This window comes from Streptococcus sp. 544 (assembly GCF_013277385.1).
Lineage (GTDB): Bacteria > Bacillota > Bacilli > Lactobacillales > Streptococcaceae > Streptococcus > Streptococcus mitis_BA.
On record NZ_VMMU01000003.1, the window covers coordinates 75,880 to 94,465 of the forward strand.

Consider the following 18,586-nt stretch of genomic DNA (forward strand, 5'->3'; position numbering starts at 1 on the left):
AATCGTAAACCGTAATGGGACTTCAATTAAAATTTCCACTGGTATGGTTTTACGAACGAATGGGCGAAAATAATGGTTACGTAGAAACATATGATGGGAATAAAAAGAAATGAGATAAAGAGTGAAAGAAGAGAAAAAAGCGATTATCTTAGGCGCAGGTAATGCTCAGTATGAATAAAGTTGAGACTACGATAAAATCTCTTTGTGTTCATCATGATAATCGGAAGTTTTATATTTTTAATGATGATCTTCCACGAGAATGGTTCCAAGTGATGGAGAAAAGACTAGAAACTTTGAACAGTGAGATTGTGAACGTTCAGATTAACAGTAGGATTCTGAAAGGTTATCGTCTCCCTTTTGAGGGACTTTCTTACGCTCCCTTATTTAGGTATTTTATCCCTAAGTATGTAAGTGAGGTTCGTGTACTGTATTTAGACTCGGATATTATCGTAAGAAAACAGATAGATGAGCTGTGGGACTTGGACTTGACAGGCATCTCCTTAGTAGCAGTTAGAGATGATTTTTATACACCTATTTTCAATGCTGGTTTTTTGTTAATTAACAATGACATGTGGAGAGCAGAAAATGTCACGTAAGATCTGATTTAAGACACAAATAAAAAATCTTCCAATTCTCTGTTTCCGTGTCTGAAGGATTCTTTTCCTTTCGGTTGATAGGCCAGTAGCAGACGATTGATTTGTCTTTCAGAAAGATTGAGTTCGACACAGGCTCGTTTCTTTGTTTTTTTTCATTGGGCAATAGCTGTTATCACAAGATATTTTTTCGTTTCATTCATATTTAGTTGGATCCTTTTCATATGACTATTCTATCAAATGAGACATTTTCACGTTCGATTTACTAAAGACATTATCACATTCGAATCACAATAAATAAAAAAATCTTCCAATTCCCTTGCAAAAATGAAGAAAGTGTGATAACATAGTACGGTATGTGGTGCTAGCACATCCGCTATATTAGATCTAATAGGAGGAAAACACAAATGGCTAAAGTATGTTACTTTACAGGTCGTAAGACTGTATCAGGAAACAACCGTTCACACGCGATGAACCAAACAAAACGTGCCGTAAAACCAAACCTTCAAAAAGTTACTGTTCTTATCGATGGTAAACCTAAAAAAGTTTGGGCTTCAGCTCGTGCTTTGAAATCAGGTAAAGTTGAACGCGTTTAATAATAAAAGTAAGGAGACCTCAGGGTCTTTTTCTTTTGTCAGAGTGAAAAAATCATTTTAAAAGCAGAGTAAATATCCGCTGATACACTATTCTGCTTTTACACTCGGGCTGAAATATGATAAAATAGAGTATCAACTAGTTGAGGTAAAAAGGATGACTGTAAAAATCAATACAAAAGATGGTCAAATCGAACTAACAGATGAAGTGATTGCAACTGTCGTAGGCGGTGCAACAACTGAGATTTTTGGTGTGGTCGGTATGGCTAGTAAAAATGCCCTCAAAGATAATTTTCAAGCCCTTCTAGGTAAGGAAAATTATTCCAAAGGTGTCGTCGTAAAGGCAGCCGAAGATGGCAGCATTGCAGTTGATGTGTATACCGTGTTGAGCTACGGAACAAAGATTAGTGAAGTGTCAAAAAACATTCAAGAGCGTGTTGCCTTTAGCTTGGAAAACCAGCTTGGAATTACTGCTCAGACTGTAAATGTCTACATTCAAAATATCAAAGTTGTAGGAGAATAACCGTGTCAAAAATTACTACTAGCTTATTTCAAGAAATGGTGCAGGCTGCATCAACTCGCTTGAATAAGCAAGCTGAATATGTCAATTCATTAAACGTCTTTCCAGTTCCAGATGGAGATACTGGGACAAATATGGGGATGACCATTGAAAATGGAGCCAAAGAAGTTGCAGACAAGCCAGCTTCTACAGTTGGCGAGGTAGCGAGCATTCTTGCCAAAGGTCTTTTGATGGGTGCGCGTGGGAACTCAGGAGTTATTACATCTCAGCTTTTCCGTGGATTTTCACAAGCTATCAAGGATAAAGACGAGTTAACAGGTCAAGACTTGGCCCTTGCCTTCCAATCAGGTGTGGAAGTTGCCTATAAGGCAGTGATGAAGCCAGTTGAAGGAACGATTTTGACAGTTTCTCGTGGTGCTGCTATCGGTGCTAAGAAAAAAGCTGAGCAAACAGATGACGCTGTTGAAGTCATGCGTGCAGCTTTAGAAGGTGCTAAAACAGCTCTAGCTAAAACGCCAGACATGCTTCCAGTCTTGAAGGAAGTTGGCGTTGTGGACTCAGGTGGTCAAGGGTTGGTCTTCATCTACGAAGGTTTCCTTTCAGCCCTTACTGGCGAATATATTGCATCTGAGGACTTTGTAGCGACTCCTGCCAACATGAGTGAGATGATCAATGCAGAGCATCATAAGTCTGTGGCTGGTCATGTAGCGACTGAGGACATCACATTTGGTTATTGTACTGAAATCATGGTAGCTCTTAAACAAGGTCCAACCTATGCTAAAGATTTTGACTACGACGAATTCCGTAACTACTTGAATGAGCTTGGAGACTCTCTCCTCGTTGTCAATGATGATGAAATCGTCAAAGTCCATGTTCATACAGAAGATCCAGGACTTGTTATGCAAGAAGGACTCAAATATGGTAGCTTGGTCAAGGTAAAAGTTGACAATATGCGCAACCAACACGAAGCACAGGTTGAGAAAGAAGCTACTCAAGTTAGCAAGCCTGCTGAAGAAAAAGAGTATGCTTTGATTGCTGTAGTGGCTGGTAAAGGTCTAGCAGATATCTTCCGTTCTCAAGGTGTGGATTATGTTATCGAAGGTGGTCAAACTATGAACCCTTCAACTGAAGACTTTATCAAGGCTGTTGAACAGGTCAACGCTCGTAACATCATCTTCCTGCCAAACAACAAAAATATCTTCATGGCAGCTCAATCTGCAGCAGAAGTTTTGGAGCAACCAGCAGTAGTGGTAGAAGCTCGTACTCTTCCTCAAGGTTTGACAAGTCTTCTTGCTTTTGATCCAAGCAAGTCCATCGAAGAAAACCAAGAGCGTATGACAGCTGCTCTTAGCGATGTCGTTAGCGGAAGCGTCACAACAGCTGTACGTGATACAACCATTGATGGTTTGGAAATCCATGAAAACGATAATCTTGGTATGGTGGATGGGAAAATTCTCGTGTCAAACCCTGACATGCACCAAACCTTGACAGAAACCTTGAAACATATGTTGGATGAAGATAGTGAAATCGTAACCTTCTATGTCGGTGAAGACGGAAGCGAAGAACTTGCCAATGAAATTGCTCAAGAAATCGCAGAAGAATTCGAAGACCTTGAAGTCGAGATTCACCAAGGCCAACAACCTGTTTATCCATACCTATTTAGTGTGGAATAAGATTAATGAAGGACTGAGAAATCGGTTCTTTTTTCTTTTTTAGTAAATGAAATCGGTATCTTTTTTAATAAAAACAAAAATAACATTCATAAATAAACATTAAAATAGAAAATTCAGAAAATTTCTTCTTTTCTCTTGAAAAATCTTGAAAAAATGGTATGATAGTAACAAGTTATTTTTAAGAGGAAAGAAAGGGGAACAATGGAGAAAATCAGTTTAGAATCTCCTAAGACGGGGTCGGATCTAGTTTTGGAAACACTTCGTGATTTAGGAATTGATACCATCTTTGGTTATCCTGGTGGTGCAGTCTTGCCTTTTTATGATGCGATATATAATTTTAAAGGCATTCGCCACATTCTAGGACGTCATGAGCAAGGTTGTTTGCATGAAGCTGAAGGTTATGCCAAATCAACTGGAAAGTTGGGTGTTGCCGTCGTCACTAGCGGACCTGGAGCAACAAATGCCATTACAGGGATTGCGGATGCCATGAGCGATAGTGTTCCTCTTTTGGTCTTTACAGGTCAGGTGGCGCGAGCAGGGATTGGGAAGGATGCCTTTCAGGAGGCAGACATTGTGGGAATTACCATGCCAATCACTAAGTACAATTACCAAGTTCGTGAGACAGCTGATATCCCTCGAATCATTACGGAAGCTGTCCATATCGCAACGACAGGTCGACCAGGGCCAGTTGTTATTGACCTACCTAAAGACGTATCTGCTTTGGAAACAGATTTCATTTATTCACCAGAAGTAAACCTACCAAGCTATCAGCCGACTCTTGAGCCAAATGATATGCAAATCAAGAAAATCTTGAAGCAATTATCCAAGGCTAAAAAGCCAGTCTTGCTAGCTGGTGGTGGAATTAGTTATGCTGAAGCAGCTGCAGAATTAAATGAATTTGCAGAACGCTATCAAATTCCAGTCGTAACAACGCTCTTAGGTCAAGGAACGATTGCAACAAGTCATCCACTCTTCCTTGGAATGGGAGGCATGCACGGATCATTCGCAGCGAATATTGCCATGACAGAGACGGACTTTATGATTAGTATTGGCTCTCGTTTTGATGACCGTTTGACGGGAAATCCTAAGACTTTCGCTAAGAATGCTAAGGTTGCCCACATTGATATTGACCCAGCCGAGATTGGTAAGATTATCAGTGCAGATATTCCTGTGGTTGGAGATGCTAAGAAAGCCTTGCAAATGTTGCTGGCGGAACCAACCGTTCATAACAATACTGAGAAATGGATTGAGAAAGTCACGAAAGACAAGAACCGTGTTCGTTCTTATGACAAGAAAGAGCGTGTGGTTCAGCCACAAGCTGTTATTGAACGAATTGGTGAATTGACAAATGGAGATGCCATCGTGGTAACAGACGTTGGTCAACACCAAATGTGGACAGCCCAGTATTATCCCTACCAAAATGAACGTCAGTTAGTGACTTCAGGTGGTTTAGGAACCATGGGATTTGGAATTCCAGCAGCAATTGGTGCCAAAATTGCCAACCCAGATAAGGAAGTAGTCTTGTTTGTTGGGGATGGCGGTTTCCAAATGACTAACCAGGAATTGGCGATTTTGAACATTTACAAGGTGCCAATCAAGGTGGTTATGTTGAACAACCACTCGCTTGGAATGGTCCGCCAGTGGCAGGAATCCTTCTATGAAGGTAGAACATCAGAGTCAGTCTTCGATACTCTTCCTGATTTTCAACTGATGGCACAAGCTTACGGTATTAAAAACTATAAGTTTGACAATCCTGAGACCTTGGCTCAAGACCTTGAAGTCATTACTGAGAATGTTCCTATGCTAATCGAGGTAGATATTTCTCGTAAGGAACAGGTGTTGCCAATGGTGCCAGCTGGTAAGAGTAATCATGAGATGTTGGGGGTGAAGTTCCATGCGTAGAATGTTAACAGCAAAACTACAAAATCGTTCAGGAGTTCTCAATCGCTTTACCGGCGTTCTGTCTCGTCGTCAGGTTAATATCGAAAGCATCTCTGTTGGAGCAACAGAAGATCCGAATGTATCGCGTATTACCATTATTATTGATGTAGCTTCACATGATGAAGTGGAGCAAATCATCAAGCAACTTAATCGTCAGATTGATGTGATTCGCATTCGAGATATTACAGACAAGCCTCATTTGGAGCGCGAGGTGATTTTGGTTAAGATGTCAGCGCCAGCTGAGAAGCGAGCTGAGATTCTAGCCATTATTCAACCTTTCCGTGCAACAGTGGTAGACGTAGCGCCAAGCTCGATTACCATTCAAATGACAGGAAATGCCGAAAAGAGTGAAGCTCTATTGCGAGTCATTCGACCATACGGTATTCGCAATATCGCTCGTACGGGTGCAACTGGATTTACCCGCGATTAATACTCTTCGAAAATCAAATTCAAATCACGTCAGCTTTGCCTTGCCGTACTCAAGTACAGCCTGTGGCTAGCTTCCTAATTTGCTCTTTGATTTTCATTGAGTATAAAAATATTTTAAATTTGTTAAACCAGCCTAAAAGGCAATAAATAATAGAAAAGAGAGAAAAACTATGGCAGTTCAAATGGAATACGAAAAAGATGTTAAAGTAGCAGCACTTGACGGTAAAAAAATCGCCGTTATCGGTTATGGTTCACAAGGACATGCGCATGCTCAAAACTTGCGTGATTCAGGTCGCGATGTCATCATCGGTGTACGTCCAGGTAAATCTTTTGACAAAGCAAAAGAAGACGGATTTGACACTTATACAGTAGCAGAAGCTACTAAATTGGCTGATGTTATCATGATTTTGGCACCAGACGAAATCCAACAAGAACTTTACGAAGCAGAAATCGCTCCAAACTTGGAAGCTGGAAATGCAGTTGGATTTGCTCATGGTTTCAACATTCACTTCGAATTTATCAAAGTTCCTGCAGATGTAGATGTCTTTATGTGTGCACCTAAAGGACCAGGACACTTGGTACGTCGTACTTATGAAGAAGGATTTGGTGTTCCAGTTCTTTACGCAGTATACCAAGATGCAACAGGAAATGCTAAAAACATTGCTATGGACTGGTGTAAAGGTGTTGGAGCAGCTCGTGTAGGTCTTCTTGAAACAACTTACAAAGAAGAAACTGAAGAAGATTTGTTTGGTGAACAAGCTGTACTTTGTGGTGGTTTGACTGCCCTTATCGAAGCAGGTTTCGAAGTCTTGACAGAAGCAGGTTACGCTCCAGAATTGGCTTACTTTGAAGTTCTTCACGAAATGAAATTGATCGTTGATTTGATCTACGAAGGTGGATTCAAGAAAATGCGTCAATCTATTTCAAACACTGCTGAATATGGTGACTATGTATCAGGTCCACGTGTAATCACTGAGCAAGTTAAAGAAAATATGAAAGCTGTCTTGGCAGACATCCAAAATGGTAAATTTGCAAATGACTTTGTCAATGACTACAAAGCTGGACGTCCAAAATTGACTGCTTACCGTGAACAAGCAGCTAACCTTGAAATTGAAAAAGTTGGTGCAGAATTGCGTAAAGCAATGCCTTTCGTTGGTAAAAACGACGATGATGCATTCAAAATCTATAACTAATTGATAGAAATTAAGGTGAAGGCGAGTTGGGGGACTAACTCGCTTTTATAATCAATTCATCTCACTTTTAAGGGGATGGATTGCGATAAGTATGAAATAGTCTAGGAGAAAAAGATGTTAAGTTCAAAAGATATTATCAAGGCTCACAAGGTCTTGAACGGTGTGGTTGTGAATACACCGCTTGATTATGACCATTATTTATCGGAGAAGTATGGTGCTAAGATTTATTTGAAAAAGGAAAATGCCCAACGTGTTCGTTCCTTTAAAATTCGTGGTGCCTATTATGCTATTTCTCAGCTCAGCAAGGAAGAGCGTGAGCGTGGAGTAGTCTGCGCTTCTGCGGGAAATCATGCGCAGGGAGTTGCCTATACTTGTAATGAGATGAAAATTCCTGCTACTATTTTTATGCCCATTACTACTCCGCAACAAAAAATTGGGCAGGTTCGCTTTTTTGGTGGGGATTTCGTGACCATTAAACTAGTTGGAGATACCTTTGATGCCTCAGCTAAAGCAGCTCAAGAATTTACAGTCTCTGAAAATCGTACCTTTATTGATCCCTTTGATGATGCTCATGTCCAAGCAGGTCAAGGGACTGTTGCTTATGAGATTTTAGAAGAAGCTCGAAAAGAATCGATTGATTTTGATGCTGTCTTAGTTCCTGTTGGAGGTGGTGGTCTCATTGCTGGGGTTTCTACTTATATTAAGGAAACAAGTCCAGAGATTGAAGTCATTGGGGTAGAGGCTAATGGAGCGCGTTCTATGAAGGCTGCTTTTGAAGCTGGTGGTCCAGTCAAACTCAAAGAAATTGACAAATTTGCGGATGGGATTGCTGTGCAAAAGGTAGGACAGTTGACCTATGAGGCAACTCGTCAACATGTTCAAACTTTGGTAGGTGTCGATGAGGGATTGATTTCTGAAACCTTGATTGACCTCTACTCTAAGCAAGGGATTGTTGCAGAACCTGCTGGAGCGGCTAGTATCGCCTCTTTAGAGGTTTTAGCTGAATATATCAAGGGGAAAACCATTTGTTGTATCATTTCTGGAGGAAATAATGATATCAACCGTATGCCAGAAATGGAAGAACGTGCCTTGATTTATGATGGGATCAAGCATTACTTTGTGGTCAATTTTCCACAGCGTCCAGGGGCTTTACGTGAGTTTGTAAATGATATCCTGGGGCCAAATGATGATATCACACGTTTTGAGTATATCAAACGAGCTAGTAAGGGGACAGGGCCAGTCTTAATTGGGATCGCTTTAGCAGATAAGCATGATTATGCAGGTTTGATCCGTAGAATGGAAGGTTTTGATCCGGCTTATATTAACTTAAATGGGAATGAAACGCTTTATAATATGCTTGTCTGAGGACTAATAAAAAAATATCATATTATTTGCACAACTGATGTATAGGTGCTATAATGAAGATGAAGAAAGGGGGCGATTCCTATGGTTTTAGGAAGCTTATCGTGCAATTCTTACTTCTGTTCATTATAGCACTTATGATGTTTGGCTCAGATTTCCATCCTTCATTTTGATTTCCCATCTATTTTGAAAAGTAAACTCACACGGTCTTTAAGATGTGATTTGATTTCTTTTTATTGACAAACATACCATATTAAAAGGATATATAAGTAATTGACTGAGCTTATCCATCTTGTCATCTTTATTAAGGATGGTTTAGAGAATCGGGTGTTTGGTTTTAGGTTAGCACTTCAATATCCAAATGAGTGATGAATTTGAAGAATATAAGGAATAACTATCTCTCAGATGATTTCTTGAGGAAGAAAGATAGGAGTTTTGAGCTAGTGAATGCTTGGATTTCTAAAGGTTAGGACTGTCATCTTCAGTTCTTAAATTGAAGAAATAAGCTATCTTACGGGAATAGAGAAGCATTTTTTTAAGAGCTTGAATAATTTTGCACCTCAAGAGGGTAATAATACAATATTTTTATTAGCAAATATTTATGGTGTAGAGGCTAGTAAAACCTATATATTATCGGCTTTAAAAAGGAAGTAAGAATATTCTAGATCATTTATTTTATTGAATATATGTTTTTTTATTGACAAAAGTAGTAAAAACGTATACAATTAAATATTGTAAAGAAGAAAATAGGAGAAAAACATGGCTAAGTCAAACTTTGAAAAAGTAGAATCAGTTGTTGGCTGGGTTCGTGATAAGAAAATCACAGGCTACCGTATCTCTAAAGAAACGAATGCGCGTGAAATGTCTATCATTGCTCTGGCGCAGGGTCGTGCAAAAGTAAAAAATATTTCATTTGAAACAGCCCTAGGCCTAATTGATTTCTATGAAAAAAATCATGAAAAATTTGAAGATTAATCTTTGGATAACGGCGGATTCTTGACCCTCAAGTAGTAGAGATAGAGAATCTGCCTTTTCATTTTGGACAGCAAAAAGACTGCACGATTGATGCAGCCTTTTCTTTTTATTTGAGATAGCGTTGAAGGAATTCTTTTGTACGGTCTTCTTTAGGATTGGTGAAGAGGTCTTCTGGTTTGCCTTCTTCAGCGATTACACCCTTATCCATGAAGATAACACGGTGAGAGACATCACGGGCGAATTCCATTTCGTGAGTTACAACAATCATGGTCAAGCCTTCTTGAGCCAGGTCCTGCATGATTTTGAGGACTTCTCCAACCATTTCTGGATCGAGAGCTGATGTTGGTTCATCAAAGAGAATAGCGTCTGGATTCATTGAAAGGGCACGAGCGATGGCCACACGTTGTTTTTGACCACCTGAGAGTTGTTTTGGTTTCGCTTGCCAGTAGCGTTCTCCCATGCCGACCTTTTCTAGGTTTTCTTTGGCAATCTTTTCAGCTTCTGTACGTTCGCGTTTAAGGACAGTTGTCTGAGCGACGATTGTGTTTTCAAGCACGTTGAGATTTTCAAAGAGGTTAAAGGATTGGAAAACCATCCCCAACTTTTCACGGTATTGCGTGAGGTCATAGCCTTTTTCGAGGACGTTTTGTCCATGATAAAGGATTTGCCCATCAGTTGGCGTTTCAAGTAGGTTAATGGAGCGTAGGAAGGTCGATTTCCCGCTTCCAGAGCTTCCGATGATAGAGATGACCTCTCCCTTGTGGACGGTGAGAGAAATGTCTTTTAACACTTCGTTTTGTCCATAGGATTTTTTGAGGTGTTTAATTTCAAGGATTGCTTGGGTCATTATTTCAAATCCTCCGTTTGCATTTGGTTAGCACCGGTAGTATAGGTATCCATGTCCATGCGGCGTTCGATGAAGCGTAGGATACGTGTTACGGTGAAGGTGAGGACAAAGTAAATCACGGCGATGATTGTAAATGTCTGGAAGTATTGATAGGTTTGCGTCGCCACGGTGTTTCCTGAGAAATAAAGTTCGACAACAGAGATAACGTTCAATACAGATGTATCTTTGATATTGATGACAAATTCATTACCAGTTGCTGGTAGGATATTGCGGACAACCTGAGGGAGGACAATCTTACGCATGGTTTGGTTATGAGTCATACCAAGAGCAGTCGCAGCTTCAAATTGTCCCTTGTCAACTGCTAGGATACCACCACGGACGATTTCAGTCATGTAGGCACCGGTGTTGATTGAAACGATGAAGATAGCAGCTAGTGTACGGTCAAGGTTGATCCCGAAAGCTTGGGCAGTTCCATAGTAGATAACCATCGATTGAACGATCATTGGCGTACCACGGAAAATTTCAATGTAGACATTGAGGATCCAGCCGATTAGTTTTTGTAATCCATAAATGGCTTTATTCTCAGAGAGAGGAGCAGTACGGAAAACACCAATGGCAAGACCGATGATGAGACCGATGATGGTTCCGACGATAGAGATTAAAAGAGTGATACCAGCACCACGCAAGAGTTGTTGCCAGTTTTCAGAAAGAATTTTAGCAACTTGGCTAAAGAAACTACTGCTAGTCTCTTCAGTTGTTGTAGCTTCGGCAGGTTGTTCCTTGATCATACGATCCATCAAGGCAACTTGGTCGTCTTTTGAAATGGTTTCAATGCTGGCATTGATTTGGCTAATACGATTGTCATCTTTACGAAGTCCAATGGCGATAGCTGTATCTTCTTCCCCAGTTTTGAAACCTGGATCTACTTGGACCATCTTAAACTTAGAGTTCGCAGCTTCAGCAGTCAGAGCTTCTGGTCGTTCAGAAACATAGGCATCGATGACACCAGCCTCAAGAGCTTGGCGCATTTGAGCGAAGTCTCCCATGGCTGTTTCTTTTTTAGCACCTGGGATTTGTGCAATCAAGTCATAAAGGTAGACACCTTGTTGAGAAGTGATTTTCGCACCATTAAAGTCATCCAAAGATTTAGCATTTGCGTAGGCAGAATCTTTTTTGACTAGTAGAACTGGTTCGCTAGTATAGTAACTACTTGAAAAGGCAATTTCTTGTTTACGCTCGGCAGTAGGACTCATACCTGCGATAATCATGTCAATCTTACCGGAAGTAAGGGCAGGGACTAGACCTTCCCACTTGGTTTTAACAACTAAAGGTTCTTTGCCTAAGTCCTTAGCGATTTTCTTGGCGATTTGAACATCGTATCCGTTAGCATACTGGTTAGTCCCATCGATTTTGACAGCCCCATTGCTATCATCATCCTGAGTCCAGTTAAAGGGAGCATATGCTGCTTCCATCCCGATGCGTAAATATTCATCGGCTTGAGCAACATTGACAAGTCCCAGCATCAGCAAGAGACTTGTGAAAATAGATAAGTATATTTTTCTCATGATTTCTCCTATTCTAATCTATTAAAAAATAACTGTCTCCTATTTTATCGAAAAATGCGTAATTTTTCAACATAAGTAAGCCTTTACTTACGAAAAAATGCTATAATGATAAGAAAGATAAAAAGGGGGCTTAGTTGATGAAAAAAACTTTTTTCTTACTGATGTTTGGCTTGTTTTGCCTTCTGCCACTTTCTGTTTTTGCCATTGATTTCAAGATAAACTCTTATCAAGGTGATTTGTATATTCATGCAGATAATACGGCAGAATTTAGACAAAAGATAGTTTACCAGTTTGAGGAGGACTTTAAGGGCCAAATCGTGGGACTTGGACGTGCTGGCAAGATGCCTAGTGGATTTGACATTGATCCTCATCCAAAGGTTCAGGCTGCGAAAAATGGTGCTGAACTAGCAGACGTTACGAGTGAAGTGACAGAAGAAGCGAATGGTTATACTGTGAGAGTCTATAATCCAGGCCAGGAAGGCGACACAGTTGAAGTTGAGCTTACATGGAACTTAAAAAATTTGCTTTTCCTATATGATGACATCGCTGAATTAAATTGGCAGCCTTTAACAGATAGTTCAGGGGCTATTGGAAAGTTTGAATTTCATGTAAGGGGAGAGAAGGGGGCTGAAAAACTCTTTTTCCATACAGGCAAACTTTTTAGAGAGGGAACGATTGAAAAGAGTAGCCTTGATTATACTATTCGTTTGGACAATCTTCCGGCTAAGCGTGGAGTTGAATTGCATGCCTATTGGCCTCGAACTGATTTTGCTAGCGCTAGGGATCAGGGATTGAAAGGAAATCATTTAGAAGAGTTTAATAAGATAGAAGACTCGATTGTTAGAGAAAAAGATCAGAGTATGCAGCTCGTTACTTGGGTCTTTCCTTCCATACTTTCCATCTCCTTGTTATTGAGTATTTGCTTTTATTTTATTTATAGAAGAAAGACCACTCCTTCGGTCAAATATGCCAAAAATCATCGTCTCTATGAACCACCAATGGAATTAGAGCCTATGGTTTTATCAGAGGCTGTCTACTCTACCTCCTTGGAGGAAGTGAGTCCTCTAACAAAAGGAGCAGGTAAATTTACCTTTGACCAACTTATTCAAGCTACCTTGCTAGATGTGATAGACCGTGGGAATGTCTCTATCATTTCAGAAGGAGATGCAGTTGGTTTGAGGCTAGTAAAAGAAGATGGTTTGTCAAGCTTTGAGAAAGACTGTCTAAATCTGGCTTTTTCAGGCAAAAAAGAAGAAACTCTTTCCAATTTGTTTGCGGATTACAAGGTATCTGATAGTCTTTATCGTAGAGCAAAAGTCTCTGATGAAAAACGGATTCAAGCAAAGGGGCGTCAGCTCAAATCTTCTTTTGAAGAAGTATTGAACCAGATGCAAGAAGGAGTGAGAAATCGAGTTTCCTTCTGGGGGCTTCCGGATTACTATCGTCCCTTGACTGGTGGAGAAAAGGCCTTGCAAGTGGGGATGGGACTCTCTACTATCCTACCCCTATTTATCGGATTTGGTTTGTTCTTGTACAGTTTGGATGTTTATGGCTATCTTTTCCTCCCCTTGCCTATACTTGGTTTTCTAGGTTTGGTTTTGGCTGTTTTCTATTATTGGAAGCTTCGGCTAGATAATCGCGATGGTGTCCTAAATGAAGCAGGAGCAGAAGTATACTATCTCTGGACCAGTTTTGAAAATATGTTGCGTGAGATTGCACGATTGGATCAGGCTGAGTTGGAAAGTATTGTGGTCTGGAATCGCCTCTTGGTCTATGCTACCCTATTTGGCTATGCGGACAAGGTTAGTCATTTGATGAAGGTTCATCAGATTCAAGTGGAAAATCCAGATATCAATCTCTATGTAGCTTATGGCTGGCACAGTATGTTTTATCATTCAAGCGCGCAAATGAGCCATTATGCTAGTGTCGCAAATACAGCAAGTACCTACTCCGTATCTTCTGGAAGTGGAAGTTCTGGCGGAGGCTTCTCTGGAGGCGGAGGCGGTGGCAGTATCGGCGCCTTTTAAAGAGAACTGCCATAGACTGAAAAAGTATGCTATAATGGGAGATAGAAAAAAGGAGTAATCTATGTATCTTATTGAAATTTTAAAATCTATCTTCTTCGGAATTGTTGAAGGAATTACGGAATGGTTGCCGATTTCCAGTACAGGTCACTTGATTTTAGCAGAGGAATTTATCCAATACCAAAATCAAAATGAAGCCTTTATGTCCATGTTTAATGTCGTGATTCAACTTGGTGCTATTTTAGCAGTCATGGTGATTTACTTTAATAAACTAAATCCCTTTAAACCGACTAAGGACAAACAGGAAGTTCGTAAGACTTGGAGACTATGGTTGAAGGTCTTGATTGCGACCTTGCCTTTGCTTGGCGTCTTTAAATTTGATGATTGGTTTGATACCCACTTCCATAACATGATTTCTGTTGCTCTCATGTTGATTATCTACGGGATTGCCTTTATCTATTTGGAAAAGCGCAATAAAGCGCGTGCCATCGAGCCAAGTGTAACAGAGTTGGACAAGCTTCCTTATACGACAGCCTTCTATATCGGTCTCTTCCAAGTTCTTGCCCTTTTACCAGGGACTAGCCGTTCAGGTGCAACGATTGTCGGTGGTTTGTTAAATGGAACCAGTCGTTCTGTTGTGACAGAATTTACCTTCTATCTTGGGATTCCTGTTATGTTTGGAGCTAGCGCCTTAAAGATTTTCAAATTTGTGAAAGCAGGACAGCTCTTGAGCTTTGGACAATTGTTCTTGCTCTTGGTTGCGATGGGAGTCGCCTTTGCAGTCAGCATGGTGGCTATTCGTTTCTTGACAAGCTATGTGAAAAAACACGACTTTACCCTTTTCGGTAAATACCGTATCGTGCTTGGTAGTGTCTTGCTACTTTATAGCTTTGTCCGTTTATTTGTATAAGAAAAACCTTGAAGGGTCCAGGCTCTTCAAGGTTTTATATTTTTCGAAAATCTCTTCAGCTCTATCTGCAACCTNNCGGCTAGCTTCCTAGTTTACTCTTTGATTTTCATTGAGTTTCAAAATCCAGTCAGGGTAATCCCCAGCAGGCGGACACCTCTTTCTTTCTCGCTTAACTCTTCATAGAGTTGCAGGGCGATTTGGCTTATCTGACTAGCATCCTGTGTTTTTTGAGCCAGACTTTTTCGTTTAGTAAGAGTTGAAAAGTCCTCGTAGCGAATTTTCAGAATGACAATTTTTCCAGCTTTTTCTTGTTGACTGAGATTGAGAGCGACTCTTTCTGATAGAAGAGTCAGCTCTTTTTTAATGTCTTCCTCGGCACGGAGAATCTTCCCGTAGGTTTTCTCCTTGCCGATTGATTTACGGATGCGATTTGATTTAACTGGAGAGTTGTGAATGCCACGAGCCTTTCGATAAAGGTCATAGCCCAGTCTGCCAAATCGGTCTATTAGGGTCACTTCAGGAACTTCAAGTAGGTCAGCGCCAGTAAAAACACCCATGTGATGAAGACGTTCGACTGTCTTTTTTCCTACTCCATGAAATTTGGAAATATCCATTTGTTTGAGAAAATCCTCAGCTTGGTCAGGTAGAATCACTGTCAAACCATGAGGTTTTTGATAATCACTGGCCATTTTAGCCAAGAATTTGTTGTAAGAAACGCCAGCAGAAGCAGTTAGATGGATTTCTTGCCAGATATCCTCTTGAATGAGGCGAGCAATTTTGACCGCTGACTTGATCCCGAGTTTATTTTCTGTCACATCCAAATAGGCTTCGTCAATGCTCATGGGTTCTATTAAATCTGTATAGCGCTTAAAGATAGCTCGAATCTGGAGTCCCACAGACTTGTATTTCTCATAATTTCCTGAGATGAAGACGGCCTGGGGACAACGCTCATAGGCTTCCTTAGAGCTCATGGCTGAATGGACACCAAAAGCTCGTGCCTCATAGCTACAGGTAGAGACGACTCCCCGCCCACCTGTTTGCCGAGGGTCGCTTCCAATAATGACAGGTTTTCCTCTGAGTTTAGGATTATCCCTGATTTCTACCGCAGCAAAAAAGGCATCCATGTCAATATGGATAATTTTTCTTGACAAATCATTTAACAAAGGAAAAATCAACATACCTATCCCCTTTTTACCGCTTATTCTCTTTTATTATACTCTTTTTTCTGAAAAAAGGAAAAGAGGCTTTATTTTTTTCAAAAATATAATACAGTTTGGGATAAAAAACAGACTGTTTTAGAAAAGAAAGTGTAAAAATAGGGAATTTTCACTTGTTGAAATCGGTTACTGTGTGGTATACTTGTCTCATAAATGTAACAGATGGTTGTTACTAGAAAGAAAAAAGAGGACATTAACATGGTTGTTAAAACAGTTGTTGAAGCACAAGATATTTTTGACAAAGCTTGGGAAGGCTTCAAAGGCGTAGATTGGAAAGAAAAAGCAAGTGTATCACGCTTCGTACAAGCTAACTACACACCTTACGATGGAGACGAAAGCTTCCTTGCAGGACCAACAGAACGTTCACTTCATATCAAAAAAATTGTAGAAGAAACTAAGGCTCACTATGAAGAAACTCGTTTCCCAATGGACACTCGTCCAACATCTATTGCTGATATTCCTGCTGGATTTATCGACAAAGAAAACGAAGTTATCTTCGGTATCCAAAACGATGAACTCTTCAAATTGAACTTCATGCCAAAAGGTGGTATCCGTATGGCTGAAACTACTTTGAAAGAAAATGGATACGAACCAGATCCAGCTGTTCACGAAATCTTCACTAAATACGTAACAACAGTTAACGACGGTATCTTCCGCGCTTACACTTCAAACATCCGTCGCGCTCGTCACGCTCACACTGTAACTGGTCTTCCAGATGCATACTCACGCGGACGTATCATCGGTGTTTACGCACGTCTTGCTCTTTACGGTGCAGACTACTTGATGCAAGAAAAAGTAAACGATTGGAATGCAATCGAAGAAATCGATGAAGAAACAATCCGTCTTCGTGAAGAAATCAACCTTCAATACCAAGCATTGCAACAAGTTGTTCGCTTGGGTGATCTTTACGGAGTTGATGTTCGCAAACCAGCGATGAACGTTAAAGAAGCAATCCAATGGGTTAACATCGCCTTCATGTCTGTTTGCCGTGTTATCAACGGTGCTGCTACATCCCTAGGACGTGTACCAATCGTATTGGACATCTTTGCAGAGCGTGACCTTGCTCGTGGTACATTTACTGAATCGGAAATCCAAGAATTCGTTGATGATTTCGTTATGAAACTTCGTACAGTTAAATTTGCTCGTACAAAAGCTTACGACCAATTGTACTCAGGTGACCCAACTTTCATCACAACTTCTATGGCTGGTATGGGTAACGACGGTCGTCACCGTGTTACTAAGATGGACTACCGTTTCTTGAACACACTTGACAACATCGGTAACTCTCCAGAACCAAACTTGACAGTTCTTTGGACTGATAAATTGCCATACAACTTCCGTCGCTACTGTATGCACATGAGCCACAAACACTCTTCAATCCAATATGAAGGTGTAACAACAATGGCTAAAGACGGATATGGTGAAATGAGCTGCATCTCATGCTGTGTGTCTCCACTTGACCCAGAAAATGAAGAACAACGCCACAACATCCAGTACTTTGGTGCGCGTGTAAACGTATTGAAAGCCCTTCTTACTGGTTTGAACGGTGGTTACGACGATGTACACAAAGACTACAAAGTATTTGACATCGAACCAATCCGTGACGAAGTTCTTGAATTTGAATCAGTTAAAGCTAACTTTGAAAAATCTCTTGACTGGTTGACTGACACTTACGTAGATGCTTTGAATATCATCCACTATATGACTGATAAGTACAACTATGAAGCTGTTCAAATGGCCTTCTTGCCAACTAAACAACGTGCCAACATGGGATTCGGTATCTGTGGATTTGCCAACACTGTTGATACATTGTCAGCTATCAAATACGCTACAGTTAAACCAATCCGTGACGAAAATGGTTATATCTACGATTACGAAACAATCGGTGAATACCCACGTTGGGGTGAAGATGACCCACGCTCAAACGAATTGGCAGAATGGTTGATCGAAGCTTACACTACTCGTCTACGTAGCCACAAACTTTACAAAGACGCAGAAGCTACAGTATCACTTTTGACAATCACATCTAACGTTGCTTACTCTAAACAAACTGGTAACTCACCAGTCCACAAAGGTGTATACCTCAACGAAGATGGTTCTGTGAACTTGTCTAAACTTGAATTCTTCTCACCAGGTGCTAACCCATCTAACAAAGCTAAAGGTGGTTGGTTGCAAAACTTGAACTCACTTTCTAGCCTTGACTTTAGTTATGCAGCTGATGGTATCTCATTGACTACACAAGTATCACCTCGCGCTCTTGGTAAGACTCGTGACGAACAAGTTGATAACTTGGTAACAATCCTTGATGGTTACTTCGAAAACGGTGGACAACACGTTAACTTGAACGTTATGGACTTGAACGATGTTTACGAAAAGATCATGTCAGGTGAAGACGTTATCGTACGTATCTCTGGATACTGTGTAAACACTAAATACCTCACTCCAGAACAAAAAACTGAATTGACACAACGTGTCTTCCACGAAGTTCTTTCAATGGATGACGCCTTGGATGCATTGAGCTAATTAAGTTCTTGAATAATGAAATAAGGAACCCTCGGTCAGTCGACCGAGGGTTGTTTTTTGGGATCTTAAATTCCTTAAGTCAGGTACTGAAATGTCTGACCGGGATTCAAAGATACTTGTTGAGTTGCGGGAGGTATTTGATACTCAATGAAAATCAAAGAGCAAACTAGCCGCAGGTTGCTCAAAGCACCGCTTTGAGGTTGTAGATAAGACTGACAAAG

Annotated in this window: 15 protein-coding genes and 2 pseudogenes; 13 read left to right on the top strand and 4 right to left on the bottom strand. The window is 40.5% G+C overall.

Going from position 1 to position 18,586, the window contains the following annotated elements; translation table 11 throughout:
* Window positions 1–170: 170 nt before the first annotated feature.
* Window positions 171–596, top strand: coding sequence for a glycosyltransferase (locus HT728_RS01990; RefSeq protein ID WP_225904793.1), 426 nt, complete (start codon window positions 171–173; stop codon window positions 594–596).
* Between the two features lie 38 nt (window positions 597–634).
* Here the strand turns inward: HT728_RS01990 and HT728_RS01995 are convergent.
* A pseudogene (locus HT728_RS01995) lies at window positions 635–796 on the bottom strand (ISNCY family transposase); the annotation flags it as partial.
* A gap of 204 nt (window positions 797–1,000) precedes the next feature.
* On the opposite strand from HT728_RS01995, the gene rpmB reads away from it, so the two are divergent.
* From rpmB to HT728_RS02035, 9 genes and pseudogenes are all read left to right on the top strand, one after another.
* Window positions 1,001–1,189 carry a 50S ribosomal protein L28 gene (rpmB, locus tag HT728_RS02000; RefSeq protein ID WP_001140948.1) on the top strand — a complete coding sequence of 63 codons (189 nt, stop codon included), beginning with the start codon at window positions 1,001–1,003 and terminating at the stop codon, window positions 1,187–1,189.
* Window positions 1,190–1,343: 154 nt separating this feature from the next.
* Window positions 1,344–1,709 carry an Asp23/Gls24 family envelope stress response protein gene (locus tag HT728_RS02005; protein WP_050089938.1) on the top strand — a complete coding sequence of 122 codons (366 nt, stop codon included), beginning with the start codon at window positions 1,344–1,346 and terminating at the stop codon, window positions 1,707–1,709.
* Window positions 1,710–1,711: 2 nt separating this feature from the next.
* Window positions 1,712–3,379: a DAK2 domain-containing protein gene (locus HT728_RS02010; protein WP_173233490.1), complete on the top strand. Its 1,668-nt coding sequence runs from the start codon at window positions 1,712–1,714 to the stop codon at window positions 3,377–3,379.
* Between the two features lie 201 nt (window positions 3,380–3,580).
* Window positions 3,581–5,281, top strand: a complete 1,701-nt coding sequence (locus tag HT728_RS02015; protein WP_173233491.1) for an acetolactate synthase large subunit — start codon at window positions 3,581–3,583, stop codon at window positions 5,279–5,281.
* Window positions 5,274–5,750: an acetolactate synthase small subunit gene (ilvN, locus tag HT728_RS02020; protein WP_001253803.1), complete on the top strand. Its 477-nt coding sequence runs from the start codon at window positions 5,274–5,276 to the stop codon at window positions 5,748–5,750. The genes HT728_RS02015 and ilvN overlap by 8 nt, the downstream gene beginning before the upstream one ends.
* Before the next feature lie 169 nt (window positions 5,751–5,919).
* The gene (gene ilvC / locus HT728_RS02025; RefSeq protein ID WP_173233493.1) at window positions 5,920–6,942 is read left to right on the top strand and encodes a ketol-acid reductoisomerase; all 1,023 of its coding nucleotides are present in this window, start codon (window positions 5,920–5,922) and stop codon (window positions 6,940–6,942) included.
* Window positions 6,943–7,056: 114 nt separating this feature from the next.
* Window positions 7,057–8,307 carry a threonine ammonia-lyase IlvA gene (gene ilvA, locus HT728_RS02030; RefSeq protein ID WP_000952975.1) on the top strand — a complete coding sequence of 417 codons (1,251 nt, stop codon included), beginning with the start codon at window positions 7,057–7,059 and terminating at the stop codon, window positions 8,305–8,307.
* 537 nt (window positions 8,308–8,844) lie between these two features.
* Window positions 8,845–8,958: pseudogene (locus HT728_RS10565) on the top strand (SPFH domain-containing protein); the annotation flags it as partial.
* Between the two features lie 105 nt (window positions 8,959–9,063).
* Window positions 9,064–9,279 (top strand): hypothetical protein, encoded by a 216-nt coding sequence (locus HT728_RS02035; protein ID WP_001130036.1) that lies wholly within the window; start codon window positions 9,064–9,066, stop codon window positions 9,277–9,279.
* 106 nt (window positions 9,280–9,385) lie between these two features.
* Here the strand turns inward: HT728_RS02035 and HT728_RS02040 are convergent, their stop codons facing one another.
* Window positions 9,386–10,126 (bottom strand): amino acid ABC transporter ATP-binding protein, encoded by a 741-nt coding sequence (locus HT728_RS02040; RefSeq protein WP_000189477.1) that lies wholly within the window; start codon window positions 10,124–10,126, stop codon window positions 9,386–9,388.
* Window positions 10,126–11,691, bottom strand: a complete 1,566-nt coding sequence (locus HT728_RS02045) for an ABC transporter substrate-binding protein/permease (protein ID WP_173233494.1) — start codon at window positions 11,689–11,691, stop codon at window positions 10,126–10,128. The genes HT728_RS02040 and HT728_RS02045 overlap by 1 nt, the downstream gene beginning before the upstream one ends.
* A gap of 137 nt (window positions 11,692–11,828) precedes the next feature.
* Here HT728_RS02045 and HT728_RS02050 point away from each other — a divergent pair, with 137 nt between their 5' ends.
* Together HT728_RS02050 and HT728_RS02055 are read left to right on the top strand one after the other, a co-directional pair.
* Complete coding sequence (locus tag HT728_RS02050) at window positions 11,829–13,718, top strand: DUF2207 domain-containing protein (RefSeq protein ID WP_173233496.1); 1,890 nt, start codon at window positions 11,829–11,831, stop codon at window positions 13,716–13,718.
* Between the two features lie 61 nt (window positions 13,719–13,779).
* Window positions 13,780–14,625, top strand: a complete 846-nt coding sequence (locus tag HT728_RS02055) for an undecaprenyl-diphosphate phosphatase (RefSeq protein ID WP_173233498.1) — start codon at window positions 13,780–13,782, stop codon at window positions 14,623–14,625.
* 116 nt (window positions 14,626–14,741) lie between these two features.
* Here the strand turns inward: HT728_RS02055 and dinB are convergent, their stop codons facing one another.
* Complete coding sequence (gene dinB, locus HT728_RS02060; RefSeq protein WP_173233500.1) at window positions 14,742–15,803, bottom strand: DNA polymerase IV; 1,062 nt, start codon at window positions 15,801–15,803, stop codon at window positions 14,742–14,744.
* A gap of 237 nt (window positions 15,804–16,040) precedes the next feature.
* Here dinB and pflB point away from each other — a divergent pair, with 237 nt between their 5' ends.
* A complete protein-coding gene (gene pflB, locus HT728_RS02065) occupies window positions 16,041–18,365 on the top strand; it encodes a formate C-acetyltransferase (RefSeq protein WP_000260631.1) in 2,325 nt (774 codons plus the stop codon).
* Window positions 18,366–18,586: the final 221 nt, after the last annotated feature.